A 15,618-nucleotide genomic window follows, 5' to 3' on the forward strand; every position below is an offset into this window, starting at 1 on the left:
TAAGTCTGGGGCCGAAGATGTACGCGGGATAGGCTCACCGCATGAGCGAAATAACTTCCTGGGAATACACCGTGACTCCGTTGCTGGTCCACAATCCGAAGGCAATTCTCGACAACTGGGGTGTCGACGGCTGGGAACTCGTCGCCGTCCTGCCGAGCGCGTCGGGCGAGCAGCACGTCGCGTACATGAAGCGTCCGAAGGGCTGAATCACATGGCAGAGGCAACACAGACCTGGTCGGAGCGTCTCGCCGAACTGGGCATTGCACTTCCCGCCGTCGCGGCACCCGTCGCTGCTTACGTTCCCGCGGTTCGCAGCGGCAACCACGTGTACACGTCGGGTCAGCTCCCGTTCGTCGACGGAAAACTGGCGCTGACCGGCAAGCTCGGCGCGGGCGTGTCGGATGAGGACGCCAAGGCCGCGGCTCGCACCTGCGCGCTCAACGCTCTTGCTGCCATCGACGCCCTGGCCGGCATCGACAACGTCGTTCGTGTCGTCAAGGTTGTCGGCTTCGTGGCATCCGCCGAAGGATTCACCGGCCAGCCCGGCGTGATCAACGGCGCATCCGAGTTCCTCGGCGAGGTGCTCGGCGACGCCGGTATCCACGCCCGTTCGGCAGTCGGCGTGGCAGAACTTCCCCTCGGCTCACCCGTCGAGGTGGAACTGATCGTCGAAGTTCGCTGATGTCGACTGTCCATCCCGCCTACGCGCAGCTTCGCCGCGTCACCGACATCGCTTCGGTCTTGCTCGAGAACAACCCGGGCATGATGACGCTGGACGGTACGAACACTTGGATTCTGCATGCTCCGGGCAGCGTCGAGTGTGTTGTCGTCGATCCAGGCGACAACGACGAGGAACACCTGCAACGTGTCGCTGGTATCGGTCCGGTAGCGCTGACCTTGATCACGCACCGGCACTACGACCACACCGGCGGGGTGGACCGTTTCCACGAATTGACTTCGGCTCCAGTGCGTTCCGTCGACCCAACTTTTCTTCGCGGGGGCGCTTCGGCGCTTGTCGACGGTGAAGTGATCGAGGTAGCGGGCCTGAAGTTGCGGATCCTCGCGACGCCGGGCCATACCGCGGATTCGGTGTCGATAGTCATCGAGAACGATGCGAGCGTGCTGACGGGCGACACCATTCTGGGCCGCGGCACGGCAGTTCTCGACGACTCCGACGGCGATCTGGGGGACTACCTCACCTCGCTGCGATCGCTGGCCGCACTCGGCGAAGGACTGACGGTTCTTCCCGGGCACGGTCCGGACCTACCCGATCTGCAGACGATTTCGCAGCAGTACCTCGCCCACCGCGAGGAGCGTCTGGATCAGGTGCGGGCCGCTCTGTCGACGTTGGGCGAGTCGGCCTCGGTGCGCGACGTAGTCGAACACGTCTACTCCGACGTCGACCCGAAGCTGTGGCCGGTCGCGGAGAAATCCGTCAACGTGCAGTTGGCGTATCTGCGACGCTGAGGCGCTCGGCGCCGACATGCAGAGCTGAGTTGTGTAGCCGAACTGCCGCCATCTATGCCGATCGAGGTATAGCTGGCGGCAGTTTTTGCATTTGTTTGATATGGGTCACGGCCCAATAGTTAGTCCATGACCTCACAATGCGACGGATGGATCCGCAATTACGTGGACGGCTCCTATGTCGAACCCGACGAGTCGTCGAGCTTCGATCAGGTCGACCCAGCAACGGGCCGTGTTCTCGCCCGGGTCCACGAGGCCGACAAGGCCCTGGTCGATCGGGCCGTGACCTCTGCCAGACGTGCTCTGGACAACGGTTGGGCCGATACGCCGGTTCGAGAGCGGACGGCTCTGCTGCGACGCGCTGCCGACCGGATCGAGGAGCGATTCGAAGAGTTCGTCGCCGCAGAGATGGCGGACACCGGCAAGCCGATCACGCAGGCACGCGAACTCGACGTCGCGCGCGCCCTGACGAACTTCCGCACCTTCGCCGACATCGTCGCCGCGGCGGGACAGGAATCGTTTGTCACGGACCTCGCGGGCGGCAAGCAGGCGCTGAACTACGCGATCCGCAAGCCGCTCGGCGTCGTCGCCGTGATCGTTCCGTGGAACCTGCCGCTGCTTCTCCTGACCTGGAAGGTTGCGCCCGCGCTCGCGTGCGGAAACTCCGTGGTGGTCAAGCCCTCCGAGGAAACCCCGGCGACTGCGTCGTTGCTGGCTGAGGTGCTCGAAGAGGTCGGCCTGCCTGCCGGCGTCTACAACGTCGTCCATGGATTCGGTGCGAACTCGGCCGGCGAGTTCCTCACCACGCACCCCGGTATCGACGGCGTCACCTTCACCGGATCTTCGGCAACGGGTTCGCATGTCATGAAAACCGTTGCCCCGCGGGTCCGTCCGGTCTCGTTCGAGCTCGGCGGCAAGAACGCCGCGATCGTGTTCGACGACGTCGACATCGACGAGGCTCTGACGGGTCTGACCAAGTCGGTGTTCACCAACACCGGCCAGGTCTGCCTGTGCACCGAGCGGGTGTACGTGCACCGCAGCATTTTCGACGACATCGCCGGTGGACTCGTCGAGCGGGCAGCAGGACTGCGTCTGGGCGACCCGACGCTCGATGCAACGACGACCGGACCGCTCATTTCGCAGGCACACCGGAAGAAGATACTCGACTACTTCGAGATCGCCGAGCAGGAAGGCGCGAAAGTGCTGACCGGCGGCGGTATTCCGGACCTCGGACAGGAACTGTCGGGCGGATCCTGGATCGAACCCACCCTGTGGACAGGCTTGACCAACAAGGATCGCGCCGTGCGCGAGGAGATCTTCGGACCCGTCGCGGCACTCATTCCGTTCGAGACCGAAGCCGAAGCGATCGCCCTCGCAAACGACACCGAGTACGGCCTTGCTGCCTCCGTGTGGACCAACGACCTGCGCCGCGGCCACCGCGTCGCGCAGAAGATGAACGTCGGAATCTCCTGGGTCAACACGTGGTTCACCCGCGAACTGCGATCTCCCTTCGGCGGCATGGGCCTGTCCGGCATCGGACGTGAGGGCGGCGAGTCCTCGCTGCACTTCTACACCGAACCGACGAATGTATGTGTGCAACTGTGAACATCGAAACCGCAAAAGATTTCCAGAAATGAGCGAGGCGTGATGACAGCCCCCGAAGACACCGTATCCGCGCTCGCGCGTCGCCTCGACGACGCTGCGCAGACGCGCACCGACACGCCGAGCCTCGCCGACGAACACACCATCGACATCGACCAGGCCTACCGGATCCAGAACGAACTCCTCGAACGGCGCACCAGCCGTGGTGAATCGATTGTGGGCATCAAGCTCGGCTTCACGAGCAAAGCGAAGATGGCGCAGATGGGTGTCTCCGGAGTGATCGTCGGTCAGTTGACCGACGCGATGTGCGTGAGCAACGGCGGCGAAGTCGACCTGAGGACGTTCATTCATCCCAAGATCGAACCCGAAGTGGCATACCGCCTGTCGAAGGACGTCGATCTCGACGATCCGAACGTCGACATCGAAACCTGCGTCGACGCACTGGCTCCCGCAATGGAGATCATCGACTCGCGGTACCGCGACTTCCGCTTCACCTACACCGACGTCGTCGCTGACAACACCAGCGCTGCCGGATACGTGATCGGGCGGTGGCTGCCGCTACAGAACGTCGAAGACCGTTCCGTACGTATGGAAGTCGGCGGTGAGACGGTAGTCGGTTCCACGTCGGCCATTCTCGGCGATCCGGCGCGCGCTTTGCATGAACTGCTCGACATCGCCCGCCGACGCCGAATTCCGTTGCGCGCCGGTCAGGTAATTCTGGCCGGTGCCGCCACAGCAGCTGTGCGACTCGACGAGGGCGTCGCACAGTGCACGATCGACGGACTCGGAACCGTCACGGTGAAAGGTGTGAAGCGATGAGTGGGGCGCAGGTCATCGAGAAGCTGGCGAAGCCGCGCGGAAAGTTCCCCCACGTCAAGGTGGTCGGCGATTTCGTCTATGTCTCCGGGACCAGTTCGCGTCGGCCCGACAACACGTTTGTCGGCGTCGCGGTCGACGAGATGGGGACGACGGCGCTCGACATTCGGGCGCAGACGCGTGCCGTCATCGAAAACATCGCGGCAATCCTCGCCGAAGTGGGTGGAGAACTCAGTGATCTGGTTCAGGTCACCTCCTACCTGGTGTCGATGAACGACTTCGGTGGATACAACGAGGTGTACGCCGAACTGTTCGACGAAAACGGTCCGACGAGAACGACTGTGGCTGTTCACCAGCTGCCTCACCCTCACCTGCTCATCGAAATTTCCGGCGTGGCGTACGTGCCCGCCTCCCGACGCACGGCGTCCGAAGATACGGAGAATGCATCATGACCACGATTCCTCCCGTCATCGACTTCAAGAAGTGGATCGACGACAACCGCCACCTCCTGCAGCCGCCAGTCAACAATCAGACGATGGCGCTCGGAGACGACTTCATCGTGCAGGTCGTCGGCGGCCCTAACCAGCGGACCGACTACCACCTCGATCCGTACGAGGAGTGGTTCTACCAGCTCGAAGGCGACATCCACGTCAATGTCATGACCGAAGACGGTCCTCAGCGCGTCGACATTCGCGAGGGTGAAACTTGGTTGCTGCCAGGAGACATTCCGCATTCGCCGCAGCGTCCCACCGCGGGCTCGATCGGCCTGGTCATCGAACGCGTCCGCAAGGAAGGCACGCTCGAGAAGTTCCAGTGGTACTGCCTCGAATGTGATCACAAGATTCACGAGGTCGAACTTCAGGTGCGCGACATCGTGGCCGACCTTCCGCCGGTGTTCGTCAAGTTCTACGAGAGCGAAGAAGCCCGCACGTGTGACAAGTGCGGCACGCTCCATCCCGGCAAGGGCTGAGCTATGAGCAACCTGATCGACATCCACACCCACTACGTGCCCAACGGGTGGCCGGATCTGACCGAAGACGCGGGGCCGCAAGCGCCGTGGCTGAAGATCGAGTCGGAAACCGAAGCAATGATCATGATGGGCACCAAGGAGTTCCGTCGCATCCAGTCCGATGCCTGGGACGCCGAGGTGCGGCTTCGGGACATGGATGCCGACGGAGTGCAGACTCAGGTCGTCTCACCTACTCCGGCGTTCTTCAACTATGGCCGGAGCGGTGAGCAGGCAAGTCGCATTGCACGGATCTTCAACGACCTCGCACTCGAGATCGTGGAGCCGGCGAAGGATCGGTTGATTCCGTTCTGCCAGGTGCCTCTGCAAGACACCGACGCAGCGTGCCGTGAGTTGGAGCGGTGCATCGCGAACGGGCACCGCGGTGTCGAGATCGGCAATCATGTCGGCGATCTGGACCTCGACAGCGAGGGGGTGGTGACGTTCCTGCAGCACTGCGCGTCGCTGGACGTGCCGGTATTCGTGCACCCGTGGGACATGGCCAACTCTCCGCGCCTCGATCGCTGGATGGCGCAGTGGCTCACTGCGATGCCGGCCGAAACGCACCTGTCGATACTCGCACTGATTCTCGGTGGGGTGTTCGACAAGATCGACGATCGTCTCAAGATCGGATTTGCGCACGGTGGTGGATCTTTCGCGTTCTGGTTGGGCCGGATGGAAAACGCCTGGCACGGCCGCAACGACATCATCGGTACGTCGCAGTTCCCGCCTTCGCACTACCTGGGAAGGTTCTACGTGGATTCCGTCGTCTTCGACGAGCGTGCGCTGCGACTGTTGGTGGACACGGTGGGGGTGGACCGTGTGATGGTGGGTAGTGATTACCCGTACCCCTTGGGGGAGCGTCCGGTCGGTGAGGTGGTTCGCAAGAGTGAGTTCTTGGACGATACTGCGCGCCAACTGATTTCGCGGGGGAATGCCGAACGTTTCCTGGGTCTCGTCTGAGGCCCCGGCTATACCTTTTCCGGTATGGCGGACGGTGAATTCGGCATTTGTGAGTCATGTCTCGAGCGAGCACAATTCCAAACACAACGATCGACGACGCTCGTGATACCGACAATCCCGAAGACGGGGTCGGTGACTACAGACTTCATCGTCCGCCTGCCCCATCCAATCGATAGGTTCCGCGATGTCAGACAAGATATCCAACAGCACTACGAGCGACGGAAAGCCGTTGCCGGAGAAAGCGGCCCGTAGCCGAGTTGCCATGGCAACCCTGGCCGGCACAACTCTCGAATGGTACGACTTCTTCCTCTACGGCACAGCCGCCGCGTTGATCTTCAACAAACAATTCTTCCCGAGCCTGAGCCCCACGGCCGGCACGCTGGCTGCCTTCAGCACCTTCGCCGTCGGGTTCATTGCACGGCCGGTGGGTGGACTCGTGTTCGGGCACTTCGGTGACAGGATCGGGCGCAAGGCCACGCTCGTGGTCTCATTGGTGATGATGGGCGTCGGGTCCACACTCATCGGCCTCATCCCGAACTACGACTCCATCGGTTTCTGGGCGCCTGTCCTCCTGGTGGCGATGCGCGTCGTTCAGGGCATCGGTCTGGGCGGTGAAGGCGCCGGTGCGACACTCATGTCGATGGAGCACGCGCCGGCGGGGCAGAAGAATCTCTATGCAGGTTTCCCTCAGATGGGCACACCCGCCGGACTGGTTCTCGCCAACGGCATCTTCCTGACGACCAACGCCGTGATGTCGGACTCGGCATTCGCTTCGTGGGGTTGGCGAATCCCGTTCCTGCTCAGCTTCGTTCTGGTGGCGATCGGTCTGGTGATTCGCCTGCGGGTCACCGAGTCGCCGTCTTTCGCCGGGATCATGGAGAAGGGCGAAATAGTCCGCTTCCCGCTGCGTGAGTCGCTCAAGGTCGGCTTCCCCCGTTTGTCTCTCACGCTTGCCGCGTGCTTGGCGAACTCCGCCGTGGCGTACGCCTTCATGGTGTTCACCCTGTCGTACGGAACTCAACATCTGGGCTACGACAAGCAATTCCTGGTGCTCAGCGTGACCGCGGCAGCAGTCCTGTGGTTCCTTTCCATCCCGTTCTGGACAAAGATCGCCGACAAGTACGGGCGTCGGCACATGTTCATCGGCGGATCTGCCGCAATCCTGTTGTGGTGCATCGTGTTCTTCCCGCTCCTCAACACCGAGAACAAAATGGTCGCCGTCATCGCGTTCCTGGGCATGGGCCTGATCGTTCCGGTCACACATTGTGTCCAGGGCAGCATCATCGCCGATACCTTCCCGGCCAAGGTCCGCTATTCCGGCTCGTCTCTGATCCTCCAGAGCGGTGCGATTCTCGGCGGTGGACTGGCACCGATGATCGCCACGGCTCTGCTCGACGCCACCGGATCTTCGGTCGGCGTGACCTGGTATCTCGCCGGGGTGTGCACGATCAGCCTGGTCGGCGCCATCGCACTGTTCAAGATTGTCCCCGATTCGTCGCGGGGCTTGGAGCACGAGGAGATTCGCGTCTCCGAAAACGCCTGAGTCCTGGTCGATCCGACATCGGCCCGTTCCCTCCAAAGGGAACGGGCCGATCGGCGTTTCACGGTCGCATGAGCTCAGTTGCAAAGGACTCCAGCGTCGCGATCAGGGCCTGCGCGGACGGACTCGACGTGCGAGTCGCCGACGAGGTGATGCCGACGCTGTGCCCGATCGGATCGAGTGTGATGGACAGGGTGGTCAAGCGCGCGTCGTCGCGGGGGATGAGGCTCGGTAGTACCGCGATCATGTCGGTCTCGACCAGTAGCTGACGCACGGTGAGGAAAGAGGTTGCCTCGACCCGATTTTCGGGCAACGGCAAGCCGTTCCGGGCGAAGAACTCCTCGAGTTCGCGTCGGAGCACTGTCTCGACCCCAGGAAGGATCCAGGGGAAGCCGCGTAGTTCTTCGAGTTGGACGTCCTCGCGGTGAGCGAGCGGGTGATCTACGCGGGTGACGAGTTCGACGGACTCCGCGTAGAGGTTCCGTCTTGTCGCGGTGTCATCGGTAGGTGAGGTGAGCCGGCCGACGATCAGGTCGATTCGGCCCGCTTCCAGATCGGTGAGCAACTGCTCTGGCGTACCTTCGCGCACGACGACGGTGAGCAACGGGTGGTGAACCTTCAGGCGCGCGATAGCGCCGGGAAGCAGCACGTTGGATCCGGCGAGATGTGTTCCCACGATGACGGTTCCGCGATTGGCGTCGGCAAGTTCGACGACGTGTCGCCCGGCTTCGGTCAGCTGCGCGATCACGGCCCGTGCATGAGTTGTGAAGGCCTCGCCGAAAATGGTCGGGGTGATGCCGCGTGGGCCGCGGTCGAAGAGCGAGACGCCGAGAATGGACTCGATGTCGTGCAGACTGCGGGTCGCGACGGGTTGCGTGATGTGAAGTGCGGCAGCGGCGCCGACCACACTGCCCTGACGGCTCAATGCGTCGACGAGCAGGAGATGGCGGAGTTTGAGTCGCCCGTCGAGGAGCTTGGGCATGTCCATGGAGCAATCCTAGACGGGATTTCTCCGGGTGGGTAGGCGCCCGAAGTTGCTCAGGAGAAGGTGATTCCGATCGATTGGGACGAGGCGTACTTCTCCCAGGTTTCGCTGCTGTCCGGACTTCCCGTGTGCGCAAACGACGTCCAGTGCCGGCGTATCCGACGGCCCAGTGCGTCGACGCTCTGCCAGTCGCTGCTGCCCAGCATCGGTGAGCCCTGCCAGGACTGCTCGGTTCCCAACACGAAGGGTAGTTCTATGCAGTGAGTTGCTCCGAAGACGTCGTCCGTCGGTGCCCAGTCGAAGCGGTACGTGTACACCGACGCGCCGGCCGCTGTGAAGGTCTCGGCCAGCTCCATTGCCGGTTCGGCAAACATGTTCTGTGTCAGTGCCTTTTCGGCGACGTGTTCGGGATCGGGTACTCCCGCTAGGTCGCGCACGAAAGCAGATCCCTCGTCTCGGGTGTATCCCACGATGACGTCAGGCGCTGTTTCGAAAGTTCGGATCACCGGTTCCAGTTCGGAGATCGGCGCGAAGGGCGGTTGCACGACATTGGGGGACCGCCGGCTGAACTCGACAGCCGTGCCGCGGAATGCGTCGAGAATGTGGGAGAGCGGCGCGGTCCGAGGATCTCCGTCGAGCAGTCGGGCAAACGTCTCCCCGTTCTCGATCGCGGCAGCCTGCGTGAAGTTGAGGTCCGGCCGTGGGGTGCTCTGCAGAATTGCTCGATGGAACAGGGTTCGAGAGTTGTTACTGCTCAACAGATTCACAATGGAATGGGCGCCGGCCGACTGCCCGAATACGGTGACCGAGTCTGGGTCGCCGCCGAATGCCTCGATGTTCTCGCGCACCCACTCGAGCGCCGCGATCTGATCGTGTACCCCGAGATTGCCTTCGCTGACGCCGTCGAGGAGGAGGTATCCGAGCACGCCGACGCGATAGTTGACCGACACCACGACGACGTCACCCTCGGCTGACAAAGCGCCGCCGTCGTACCAGGGGAGTGAGCCGCCGCCACTGGAGTACCCGCCACCGTGAAGCCACACCATCACCGGGCGATGACCGGTCAGCGACGGGGTTGTGACGGTGACGGTGAAGCTGTCCTCGCTGTGCCCCGGTTCGGGGAGCGGTGGCCCCATGATGCGTTCGAGTCGTGAAGGTGGTTGGGGGAAGACCGTTCCAAGCGCTGTGGCGTCGAAGACGTCGGAGAACGGTTCCACCGGTCGCGGCTTCTCGAAGCGCGGTGCGCTGGCGTAGGGGATCGCACCGAAGTAGTAGGAACCGTCACGCTTTCGGCCGCGGACCTTCCCCGAAGGGGTGGATGCGATCACCGTCTCGAACGAGGGCATGGGTTCCTTTCTTCTTGTGCACGCTTTTTCGAGCATGCCAGGTGGATGCCGCGGCACAAATGCCTTTGTGGTCGTGCGGTATGCGTTACGGCGTGAGTGCCTGTACCAGTCGATCTTCGAGTCGCGTCGTCACTCGGCTGTATACGGAACCGTCGTCCAGTGCCCGGGACATCACGATCGCCCCTTGGATCCCGGCCACGGCTTCTTCGGCGAGTCCGATGGAATCTTCGGCACCGACGAGTGCCGCCTCGAGAGCCGCTGTCCATTCGTCGAAGTATGTTCGGACCCTGGCGCCGAAGCGGTTTCGCTCTTCACCGAGTGCAAATGCGCCGAACAGGCAAATGCGTTGCCCTGACCGAAAGTAGTCGCCCGCGGTAGCGAACATGCTCTGGATGCGCTGCCTCGGTGGAACCGATTCTGCTCGAAGAGGTTCGAAGACTTCGGCGCGAAACCATCCGTCGACCTCGTCGAGTACGGCCTCGGCCATCTCTTCCTTCCCGCGCGGAAAGAAGTTGTAGAGACTGCCTTTGCCTAAACCGGTGTGTTCGGTGATGACGGCCAGGCTTGCTCCGTCGAACCCGTAGGTTCGAAACACGTTCGCGAGAGCGGGAATCGTGTCCGAGCGTTCAGCTACCTGTCTGGCCATGGATTCATCCTTTCATCACAGACCCAACTCGCTCAGGCCCGGATGATCGTGCGGGCGTGGTCCGGTCGGATCCCAGAAGAACTTTCGCTCGGACTCCTCGATGGGAACGTCGTTGATGCTGGCATGACGGTGGTGCATGAGTCCGTCGGCGTCGAATTCCCAGTTCTCGTTGCCGTAGGAGCGGAACCACTGCCCGTCGTGATCGTGCCACTCGTACGCGAATCGCACTGCGATGCGGTCGTCGCTGTGTGCCCACAACTCTTTGATCAACCGGTAGTCCAGTTCGCGGGTCCACTTCTCGGTCAGAAGTTCGACGATCTCGGATCGGCCGGTGACGAACGTCGACCGATTACGCCACCAACTGTCCGGCGTGTAGGCCAGCGACACCTTGTGCGGATCGCGTGAGTTCCATCCGTCCTCGGCGAGGCGGACCTTCTGGACGGCAGTTTCGTGAGTGAAGGGCGGAATCGGTGCTCGGACGGTCATTGCGGGGCCTCTCGATCAGATATGTACCTATCGGTACAGACTTTACCGATAGGTACAACAAGAGTCCAGTGAACGACTTCGGCCGCCCCCCACCGAAGCGGGAGCGGCCGAAAGAGTCGAACAGGAAGAGCTAGCGCGCGCGACGAGCGAGGCGCTCGGAATCCGAGATCAGGACGCTCTTGCCTTCGAGGCGAAGCCATCCGCGGTGTGCGAAATCAGCGAGCGCCTTGTTGACGGTCTCGCGGGAAGCGCCGACGAGCTGGGCGATCTCTTCCTGCGTGAGGTCGTGAGTGACGCGCAGGGCGCCACCTTCCTGAGTGCCGAAGCGCTGCGCGAGCTGCAGGAGCGCCTTGGCGACACGGCCGGGAACGTCCGTGAAGATCAGGTCGGCCAGGGTGTTGTTGGTACGACGCAGACGGCGGGCGAGAACGCGCAGAAGCTGCTCGGCGATCTCGGGGCGCTGCTGGATCCATGCCTTGAGAGCGTCGCGGTCCATGCTCACGGCGCGAACCTCGGTGACGGTCGTAGCCGTCGAGGTGCGGGGGCCGGGGTCGAAGATGGACAGTTCGCCGAACATGTCGGACGGGCCCATGATCGTCAGCAGGTTCTCGCGACCGTCGGGTGAGCGTCGACCGATCTTCACCTTGCCGGACACGATGATGTACAGGCGGTCACCGGGTTCACCTTCGTTGAAGATGACATGTCCACGGGGGAAGTCGACGGGCTGCAGCTGCTTTGTCAGCGCCGCTACCGCTGAGGGCTCGACTCCTTGGAAGATGCCGGCTCTTGCCAGGACGTCGTCCACGTGCGCTCCTTGTTGGGATTTGTTCGTTTGTGGTGTCATTTTTGCGCTATCTATCTTTGTACCCGCGCTGCGCACAAACCGTCGTACACAGGCTCAGCCCTCATGAGTGAGACACTGTGTCCAATGCAATCTGTGTTCAATGCAACAGGTACGGCATCGAAGTCTACGTCCCGTTAGCTCGCGACGAGTGATTGATGCCACGTAAGAGCCGAAAATTCTTCCGGAATCCGCTGCGGTGACTACTTTGTATGGCCGTCAACTTGCCCGTTGTGTCCGGATTTCGCCCAGGCTGGCGCTCTCGGGAGCCTCCGACTGACGGCCCTTACGCTTCCGGTGGAAGCGGGCGAACGCATGGGGAAACCCATCGCTTGCCAGGCGGGCGACGTCGTCGTGACTTGCCTGGTCGAGGAAGTCTTCTACTTCATGCTCTTGGACCGAGAGCCGACGCAATCGCCCTTCGACTCGTTCCATCGCCAGGGCAAAGAGCATAAGCAGTAGCGGAAAGAGAATTACTGCGAGTCCTTGCATAGGGGGAAGTAAACACGTCGAAGGTCTCAGAATCGACACGACGGAGTCTCCACTCATGTCGTATCCGTACAGTTGTCTGAGTGCAGACCACCCCGACAGGCAGTTCAGAGCAGCGGAAGAAACCGCGTTCGGGGGGTGCGCGGAAGGAAGAATCACACCTCGGATTGGTACGCCGGGCGCGTCGGATGAATCGTGAGCTCGCTGTGGCTTTCCCACACGTGTACTGCGAACTCGACTTCACGACTCCGTTGGAACTGGCAGTGGCGACAATCCTGTCGGCGCAATGCACCGACGTCCGCGTCAACATGGTCACGCCGGCACTCTTCGCCCGTTATCCCGACGCAAAGGCATACGCGGAAGCCGATCGGACCGAACTCGAGGAGTACATCCGCTCCACCGGCTTCTACCGGAACAAGACGACGTCGCTGATCGGACTCGGTCAGGCGCTACTCGAACGCCACGACGGGCAGGTCCCGAACAAGCTCGAAGATCTGGTGAAACTCCCAGGCATCGGACGCAAGACCGCGAACGTCGTGCTGGGCAATGCCTTCGACATTCCGGGAATCACCGTCGACACCCACTTCGGTCGGCTCGTGCGTCGGTGGAAGTGGACCGAGGAAGAAGATGCCGTCAAGGTGGAACACGCCGTCGGGGCACTGATCGAACGTAAGGAATGGACTCTGCTCTCGCATCGCGTGATCTTTCACGGCCGACGGGTCTGCCACGCGCGCAAGCCCGCATGCGGTGTGTGTGTCCTGGCCAAGGACTGCCCGTCGTACGGTCTCGGCCCGACCGACAAAACCGAGGCCGCGGCCCTGGTGAAAGGCCCCGAGACCGATCATCTGCTCGCCCTGGCAGGGTTGTGATCGCCGATGACAAGTGCCGGAAGATGGTCTCTCGCTGCGCTCGTGGTCGTCGCGGCTCTCGTCGTGGCGATCTGGCCGCGCGGAGGAGACGACACGACGCCCACGTCGACGGGCCCGTCCTCGTCCGCGTATCAGCCGCCGACGTTCACTCCGTCGTCGGAATCGCTCGATCAACTCCGTAGCCAGGCGGCTCTGGCCTCCTGCCCGACTCCGACCGGCGAAGCGCCTGCCGGCTCGGCTCTCGCCGGAATCACCCTCGACTGCGTCTCCGACGGAGCGCCCGTCGACCTTGCCGCAGCGGTGGGCGGAAAGCCGACTCTGCTCAATCTGTGGGCGTACTGGTGCGCGCCATGCGCCGAAGAGCTTCCGTACCTTCAGGAATTCGCGGAGCGCGCCGACGGCAGCATCAACGTGCTGACCGTGCATTCGGATCCGAATCAGGAGAACGCTTTGACGCGACTCATCGACTACTCGGTGCGTTTGCCCGGCGTCCAGGACGGTGACGGCAAGGTACGGATCGCAGTGGGCGCACCGCCGGTGCTGCCGGTGTCGGTGCTCGTGCGCGCGGATGGAACAGTCGCCAAGGTCTTGCCCCAACCCTTCCGCAGTGCGGACGAGATCGCCGCCGCTGCGGCGCAATATCTGGGAGTCGTCGTATGAGTACACCGGTTCCCGAGTGGTTGCGCGCTGTCGCCAGCACCGAGCCCACCGATCCCCATCGGATCAACCCCGTCCTCGAGCGTCGCGCGCCGCGCGGCACCGTGACGCGTCCGGCCGCGGTGCTCGTGCTCTTCGGCGGACCGCGTGAGGCCGACCCTCTCGCCGTCGGCGGCTTGCCGGAGGGCGCAGACGTCCTGCTGACCCAACGGGCGTCGACGATGCGTCAGCACAGCGGACAGGTCGCATTCCCGGGCGGCGCCGCCGATCCGGGCGACGACGGCCCCGTCGGCACCGCGCTGCGTGAAGCGCAGGAGGAGACCGGGCTCGATCCGAGCGGAGTTCAGCCGCTCACCGTGCTGCCGGAGATCTTCATCCCGCCGTCGGGTTTCGACGTGACGCCGGTGCTCGGCTACTGGGAGCAGCCGACGACGGTGGGCATTCAGGACGAGGGCGAGGTCGGACGGGTGGCCCGGGTGCCGCTGCGCACGTTGCTCGACCCAGACAACCGGTTTCAGGTTCGACATCCCCTCGGGTACCAGGGCCCGGCGTTCCGCGCCGACGGCATGCTGGTCTGGGGGTTCACAGCAGGAATCCTCGCGGCGCTGTTCACGGTGTCGGGCTGGGAGATTCCGTGGAACTACGAGGACGTGAGAGACCTGGACACAGCGCTGTCCGAGTTCGGTGAAGGTGTCGAGGATTCGGCGGTGCCGCGATGACAGGTTCTCGTTGGGTGGACATCGCCATCGTTCTGGTCGCCCTCATCGCGGCCACGTCCGGATGGCGGCAGGGCGCGGTGGCGTCGGCGCTGGCGTTCGTCGGCGTGATCCTCGGCGCCGTCGCCGGGATTCTGTTGGCGCCGCACCTGCTCGTGCACGTCACCGAAGGCAAGCTGCGCATCCTCGCGGGCATCTCGCTGATCGTGGTGTTGGTCATCATCGGCGAGGTCGCCGGCATGGTGCTCGGACGCGCGGCACGCAGCGGAATGCACAGTCCGACGGCGCGATCCGTCGACAGCGTCATCGGTGCGGGTCTACAGGCGGTGGCTGTCGTGGTCGCGGCGTGGTTGCTCGCGATTCCGCTCACTTCCTCGTCGCAGCCGAACATTGCCGCAGCTGTTCGTGGTTCGGACGTTCTCGCCAGCGTGGACGAAGTGGCGCCGCAGTGGCTGCGCCGCATCCCGACCGAGTTCTCGGCGCTGCTCGACACCTCCGGCCTGCCGGACGTCATCGGCCCGTTCGGGCGCACGCCCATCACCGAGGTCGAAGCACCCGACGCGAGCGTTCTCGCCAGTCCGTTGGCGGCGCAGTTGCGTCCGAGTGTTCTCCGCATCAACGGCGTCGCACCGAGTTGCCAGCGCGCGCTCGAGGGATCCGGATTCATCGTCGCCCCCGAACGCGTCATGACCAACGCCCACGTGGTTGCCGGAACCGAGAGCATCACCGTGGACACCATGGAGGGCGCACTGCCCGCGCAGGTGGTGCTCTTCGACTCCGCCGTGGACATCGCGATTCTGGCGGTTCCCGGATTGGACGCGCCGGTGCTGCCGTTCGCTCCGGAGCAGGCTCGGACCGGTGACAACGCGTTGGTGCTCGGTTACCCCGGCGGTGGTCCGTACACGGCCAGCGCAGCCCGCGTTCGTGAGGTCCTGAACCTGAACGGGCCGGACATCTACAAGGCCGGAACCACCCAGCGTGAGGTCTACACCGTGCGCGGATCCATCCGGCAGGGCAACTCGGGTGGACCGATGGTCGATGATCAGGGGCGGGTCCTCGGCGTCGTGTTCGGTGCTGCCGTCGACGACAGTGACACCGGATTCGTCCTCACCGCGCAGGAAGTCTCGCGCCAGTTGAACGCGGCTGCCTCGGCATCGACGCCCGTACCGACGGGCGCGTGCATCCTGTAGCG

The 15,618-nt window shown here is 63.3% G+C and carries 19 protein-coding genes; 13 read left to right on the top strand and 6 right to left on the bottom strand.

Annotated elements, in window-relative coordinates; translation table 11 throughout:
• Window positions 1–41: 41 nt before the first annotated feature.
• The 9 genes from sp36 to QM609_RS06895 all read left to right on the top strand — a co-directional run bounded on the left by sp36 (window position 42) and on the right by QM609_RS06895 (window position 7,394).
• A complete protein-coding gene (gene sp36 / locus QM609_RS06855) occupies window positions 42–206 on the top strand; it encodes a Sp36 family protein (RefSeq protein WP_003943454.1) in 165 nt (54 codons plus the stop codon).
• A gap of 5 nt (window positions 207–211) precedes the next feature.
• Complete coding sequence (locus QM609_RS06860; RefSeq protein ID WP_050655304.1) at window positions 212–682, top strand: RidA family protein; 471 nt, start codon at window positions 212–214, stop codon at window positions 680–682.
• Entirely contained in the window at window positions 682–1,467 is a 786-nt protein-coding gene (locus QM609_RS06865) for an MBL fold metallo-hydrolase (RefSeq protein ID WP_050655303.1), read from the top strand. Before QM609_RS06860 ends, QM609_RS06865 begins: the two co-directional genes overlap by 1 nt.
• Window positions 1,468–1,593: 126 nt before the next feature.
• Window positions 1,594–3,069 carry a 2-hydroxymuconic semialdehyde dehydrogenase gene (locus tag QM609_RS06870; RefSeq protein ID WP_050655302.1) on the top strand — a complete coding sequence of 492 codons (1,476 nt, stop codon included), beginning with the start codon at window positions 1,594–1,596 and terminating at the stop codon, window positions 3,067–3,069.
• A gap of 42 nt (window positions 3,070–3,111) precedes the next feature.
• A complete protein-coding gene (locus QM609_RS06875) occupies window positions 3,112–3,885 on the top strand; it encodes a 2-keto-4-pentenoate hydratase (protein WP_076948744.1) in 774 nt (257 codons plus the stop codon).
• A complete protein-coding gene (locus tag QM609_RS06880) occupies window positions 3,882–4,334 on the top strand; it encodes a RidA family protein (protein ID WP_050655300.1) in 453 nt (150 codons plus the stop codon). The genes QM609_RS06875 and QM609_RS06880 overlap by 4 nt, the downstream gene beginning before the upstream one ends.
• Complete coding sequence (locus QM609_RS06885) at window positions 4,331–4,852, top strand: 3-hydroxyanthranilate 3,4-dioxygenase (RefSeq protein ID WP_003943511.1); 522 nt, start codon at window positions 4,331–4,333, stop codon at window positions 4,850–4,852. The genes QM609_RS06880 and QM609_RS06885 overlap by 4 nt, the downstream gene beginning before the upstream one ends.
• 3 nt (window positions 4,853–4,855) lie before the next feature.
• Entirely contained in the window at window positions 4,856–5,851 is a 996-nt protein-coding gene (locus tag QM609_RS06890; protein WP_050655299.1) for an amidohydrolase family protein, read from the top strand.
• A gap of 184 nt (window positions 5,852–6,035) precedes the next feature.
• The gene (locus QM609_RS06895) at window positions 6,036–7,394 is read left to right on the top strand and encodes an MFS transporter (protein ID WP_003943460.1); all 1,359 of its coding nucleotides are present in this window, start codon (window positions 6,036–6,038) and stop codon (window positions 7,392–7,394) included.
• Between the two features lie 58 nt (window positions 7,395–7,452).
• On the opposite strand, the gene QM609_RS06900 is transcribed toward QM609_RS06895, so the two are convergent.
• The 6 genes from QM609_RS06900 to QM609_RS06925 all read right to left on the bottom strand — a co-directional run bounded on the left by QM609_RS06900 (window position 7,453) and on the right by QM609_RS06925 (window position 12,187).
• Window positions 7,453–8,379, bottom strand: a complete 927-nt coding sequence (locus tag QM609_RS06900) for a LysR substrate-binding domain-containing protein (protein ID WP_003943516.1) — start codon at window positions 8,377–8,379, stop codon at window positions 7,453–7,455.
• Window positions 8,380–8,429: 50 nt separating this feature from the next.
• Window positions 8,430–9,722, bottom strand: coding sequence for a carboxylesterase family protein (locus QM609_RS06905; RefSeq protein ID WP_283337185.1), 1,293 nt, complete (start codon window positions 9,720–9,722; stop codon window positions 8,430–8,432).
• An 85-nt stretch (window positions 9,723–9,807) separates the two neighbouring features.
• Window positions 9,808–10,368 (bottom strand): TetR/AcrR family transcriptional regulator, encoded by a 561-nt coding sequence (locus QM609_RS06910; RefSeq protein WP_042446684.1) that lies wholly within the window; start codon window positions 10,366–10,368, stop codon window positions 9,808–9,810.
• 15 nt (window positions 10,369–10,383) lie between these two features.
• A complete protein-coding gene (locus QM609_RS06915; RefSeq protein ID WP_007732407.1) occupies window positions 10,384–10,854 on the bottom strand; it encodes a nuclear transport factor 2 family protein in 471 nt (156 codons plus the stop codon).
• 130 nt (window positions 10,855–10,984) lie between these two features.
• On the bottom strand, window positions 10,985–11,659 hold the full coding sequence (locus QM609_RS06920) for a Crp/Fnr family transcriptional regulator (protein ID WP_003943506.1): 675 nt from the start codon (window positions 11,657–11,659) through the stop codon (window positions 10,985–10,987).
• A 255-nt stretch (window positions 11,660–11,914) separates the two neighbouring features.
• Window positions 11,915–12,187 carry a hypothetical protein gene (locus QM609_RS06925; RefSeq protein ID WP_019746620.1) on the bottom strand — a complete coding sequence of 91 codons (273 nt, stop codon included), beginning with the start codon at window positions 12,185–12,187 and terminating at the stop codon, window positions 11,915–11,917.
• Between the two features lie 80 nt (window positions 12,188–12,267).
• Between QM609_RS06925 and nth the strand changes: the two genes are divergently transcribed.
• The 4 genes from nth to QM609_RS06945 are packed head-to-tail and all read left to right on the top strand — an operon-like array spanning window position 12,268 to window position 15,616.
• The gene (gene nth / locus QM609_RS06930; RefSeq protein WP_003943471.1) at window positions 12,268–13,053 is read left to right on the top strand and encodes an endonuclease III; all 786 of its coding nucleotides are present in this window, start codon (window positions 12,268–12,270) and stop codon (window positions 13,051–13,053) included.
• 6 nt (window positions 13,054–13,059) lie between these two features.
• The gene (locus QM609_RS06935) at window positions 13,060–13,713 is read left to right on the top strand and encodes a TlpA family protein disulfide reductase (RefSeq protein WP_003943500.1); all 654 of its coding nucleotides are present in this window, start codon (window positions 13,060–13,062) and stop codon (window positions 13,711–13,713) included.
• The gene (locus QM609_RS06940) at window positions 13,710–14,429 is read left to right on the top strand and encodes an NUDIX hydrolase (protein WP_050655297.1); all 720 of its coding nucleotides are present in this window, start codon (window positions 13,710–13,712) and stop codon (window positions 14,427–14,429) included. The genes QM609_RS06935 and QM609_RS06940 overlap by 4 nt, the downstream gene beginning before the upstream one ends.
• Window positions 14,426–15,616 (top strand): MarP family serine protease, encoded by a 1,191-nt coding sequence (locus QM609_RS06945; protein ID WP_003946095.1) that lies wholly within the window; start codon window positions 14,426–14,428, stop codon window positions 15,614–15,616. The genes QM609_RS06940 and QM609_RS06945 overlap by 4 nt, the downstream gene beginning before the upstream one ends.
• Window positions 15,617–15,618 lie beyond the last annotated feature (2 nt).

It is taken from the genome of Rhodococcus sp. IEGM 1302 (assembly GCF_030056935.1).
Taxonomy (GTDB): Bacteria; Actinomycetota; Actinomycetes; order Mycobacteriales; family Mycobacteriaceae; genus Rhodococcus_F; species Rhodococcus_F qingshengii.

Excerpts from the sequence above, each read along its gene's own strand:
- QM609_RS06945 (WP_003946095.1), top strand. The coding sequence starts at position 14,426 with ATGACAGGTTCTCGTTGGGTGGACATCGCCATCGTTCTGGTCGCCCTC.
- sp36 (WP_003943454.1), top strand. The coding sequence starts at position 42 with ATGAGCGAAATAACTTCCTGGGAATACACCGTGACTCCGTTGCTGGTC.
- QM609_RS06870 (WP_050655302.1), top strand. The coding sequence starts at position 1,594 with ATGACCTCACAATGCGACGGATGGATCCGCAATTACGTGGACGGCTCC.
- QM609_RS06935 (WP_003943500.1), top strand. The coding sequence starts at position 13,060 with ATGACAAGTGCCGGAAGATGGTCTCTCGCTGCGCTCGTGGTCGTCGCG.
- QM609_RS06880 (WP_050655300.1), top strand. The coding sequence starts at position 3,882 with ATGAGTGGGGCGCAGGTCATCGAGAAGCTGGCGAAGCCGCGCGGAAAG.
- QM609_RS06890 (WP_050655299.1), top strand. The coding sequence starts at position 4,856 with ATGAGCAACCTGATCGACATCCACACCCACTACGTGCCCAACGGGTGG.
- QM609_RS06900 (WP_003943516.1), bottom strand. The coding sequence starts at position 8,379 with ATGGACATGCCCAAGCTCCTCGACGGGCGACTCAAACTCCGCCATCTC.
- QM609_RS06885 (WP_003943511.1), top strand. The coding sequence starts at position 4,331 with ATGACCACGATTCCTCCCGTCATCGACTTCAAGAAGTGGATCGACGAC.
- QM609_RS06865 (WP_050655303.1), top strand. The coding sequence starts at position 682 with ATGTCGACTGTCCATCCCGCCTACGCGCAGCTTCGCCGCGTCACCGAC.
- QM609_RS06910 (WP_042446684.1), bottom strand. The coding sequence starts at position 10,368 with ATGGCCAGACAGGTAGCTGAACGCTCGGACACGATTCCCGCTCTCGCG.
- QM609_RS06940 (WP_050655297.1), top strand. The coding sequence starts at position 13,710 with ATGAGTACACCGGTTCCCGAGTGGTTGCGCGCTGTCGCCAGCACCGAG.
- QM609_RS06905 (WP_283337185.1), bottom strand. The coding sequence starts at position 9,722 with ATGCCCTCGTTCGAGACGGTGATCGCATCCACCCCTTCGGGGAAGGTC.
- QM609_RS06860 (WP_050655304.1), top strand. The coding sequence starts at position 212 with ATGGCAGAGGCAACACAGACCTGGTCGGAGCGTCTCGCCGAACTGGGC.
- QM609_RS06895 (WP_003943460.1), top strand. The coding sequence starts at position 6,036 with ATGTCAGACAAGATATCCAACAGCACTACGAGCGACGGAAAGCCGTTG.
- QM609_RS06875 (WP_076948744.1), top strand. The coding sequence starts at position 3,112 with ATGACAGCCCCCGAAGACACCGTATCCGCGCTCGCGCGTCGCCTCGAC.
- QM609_RS06915 (WP_007732407.1), bottom strand. The coding sequence starts at position 10,854 with ATGACCGTCCGAGCACCGATTCCGCCCTTCACTCACGAAACTGCCGTC.
- QM609_RS06925 (WP_019746620.1), bottom strand. The coding sequence starts at position 12,187 with ATGCAAGGACTCGCAGTAATTCTCTTTCCGCTACTGCTTATGCTCTTT.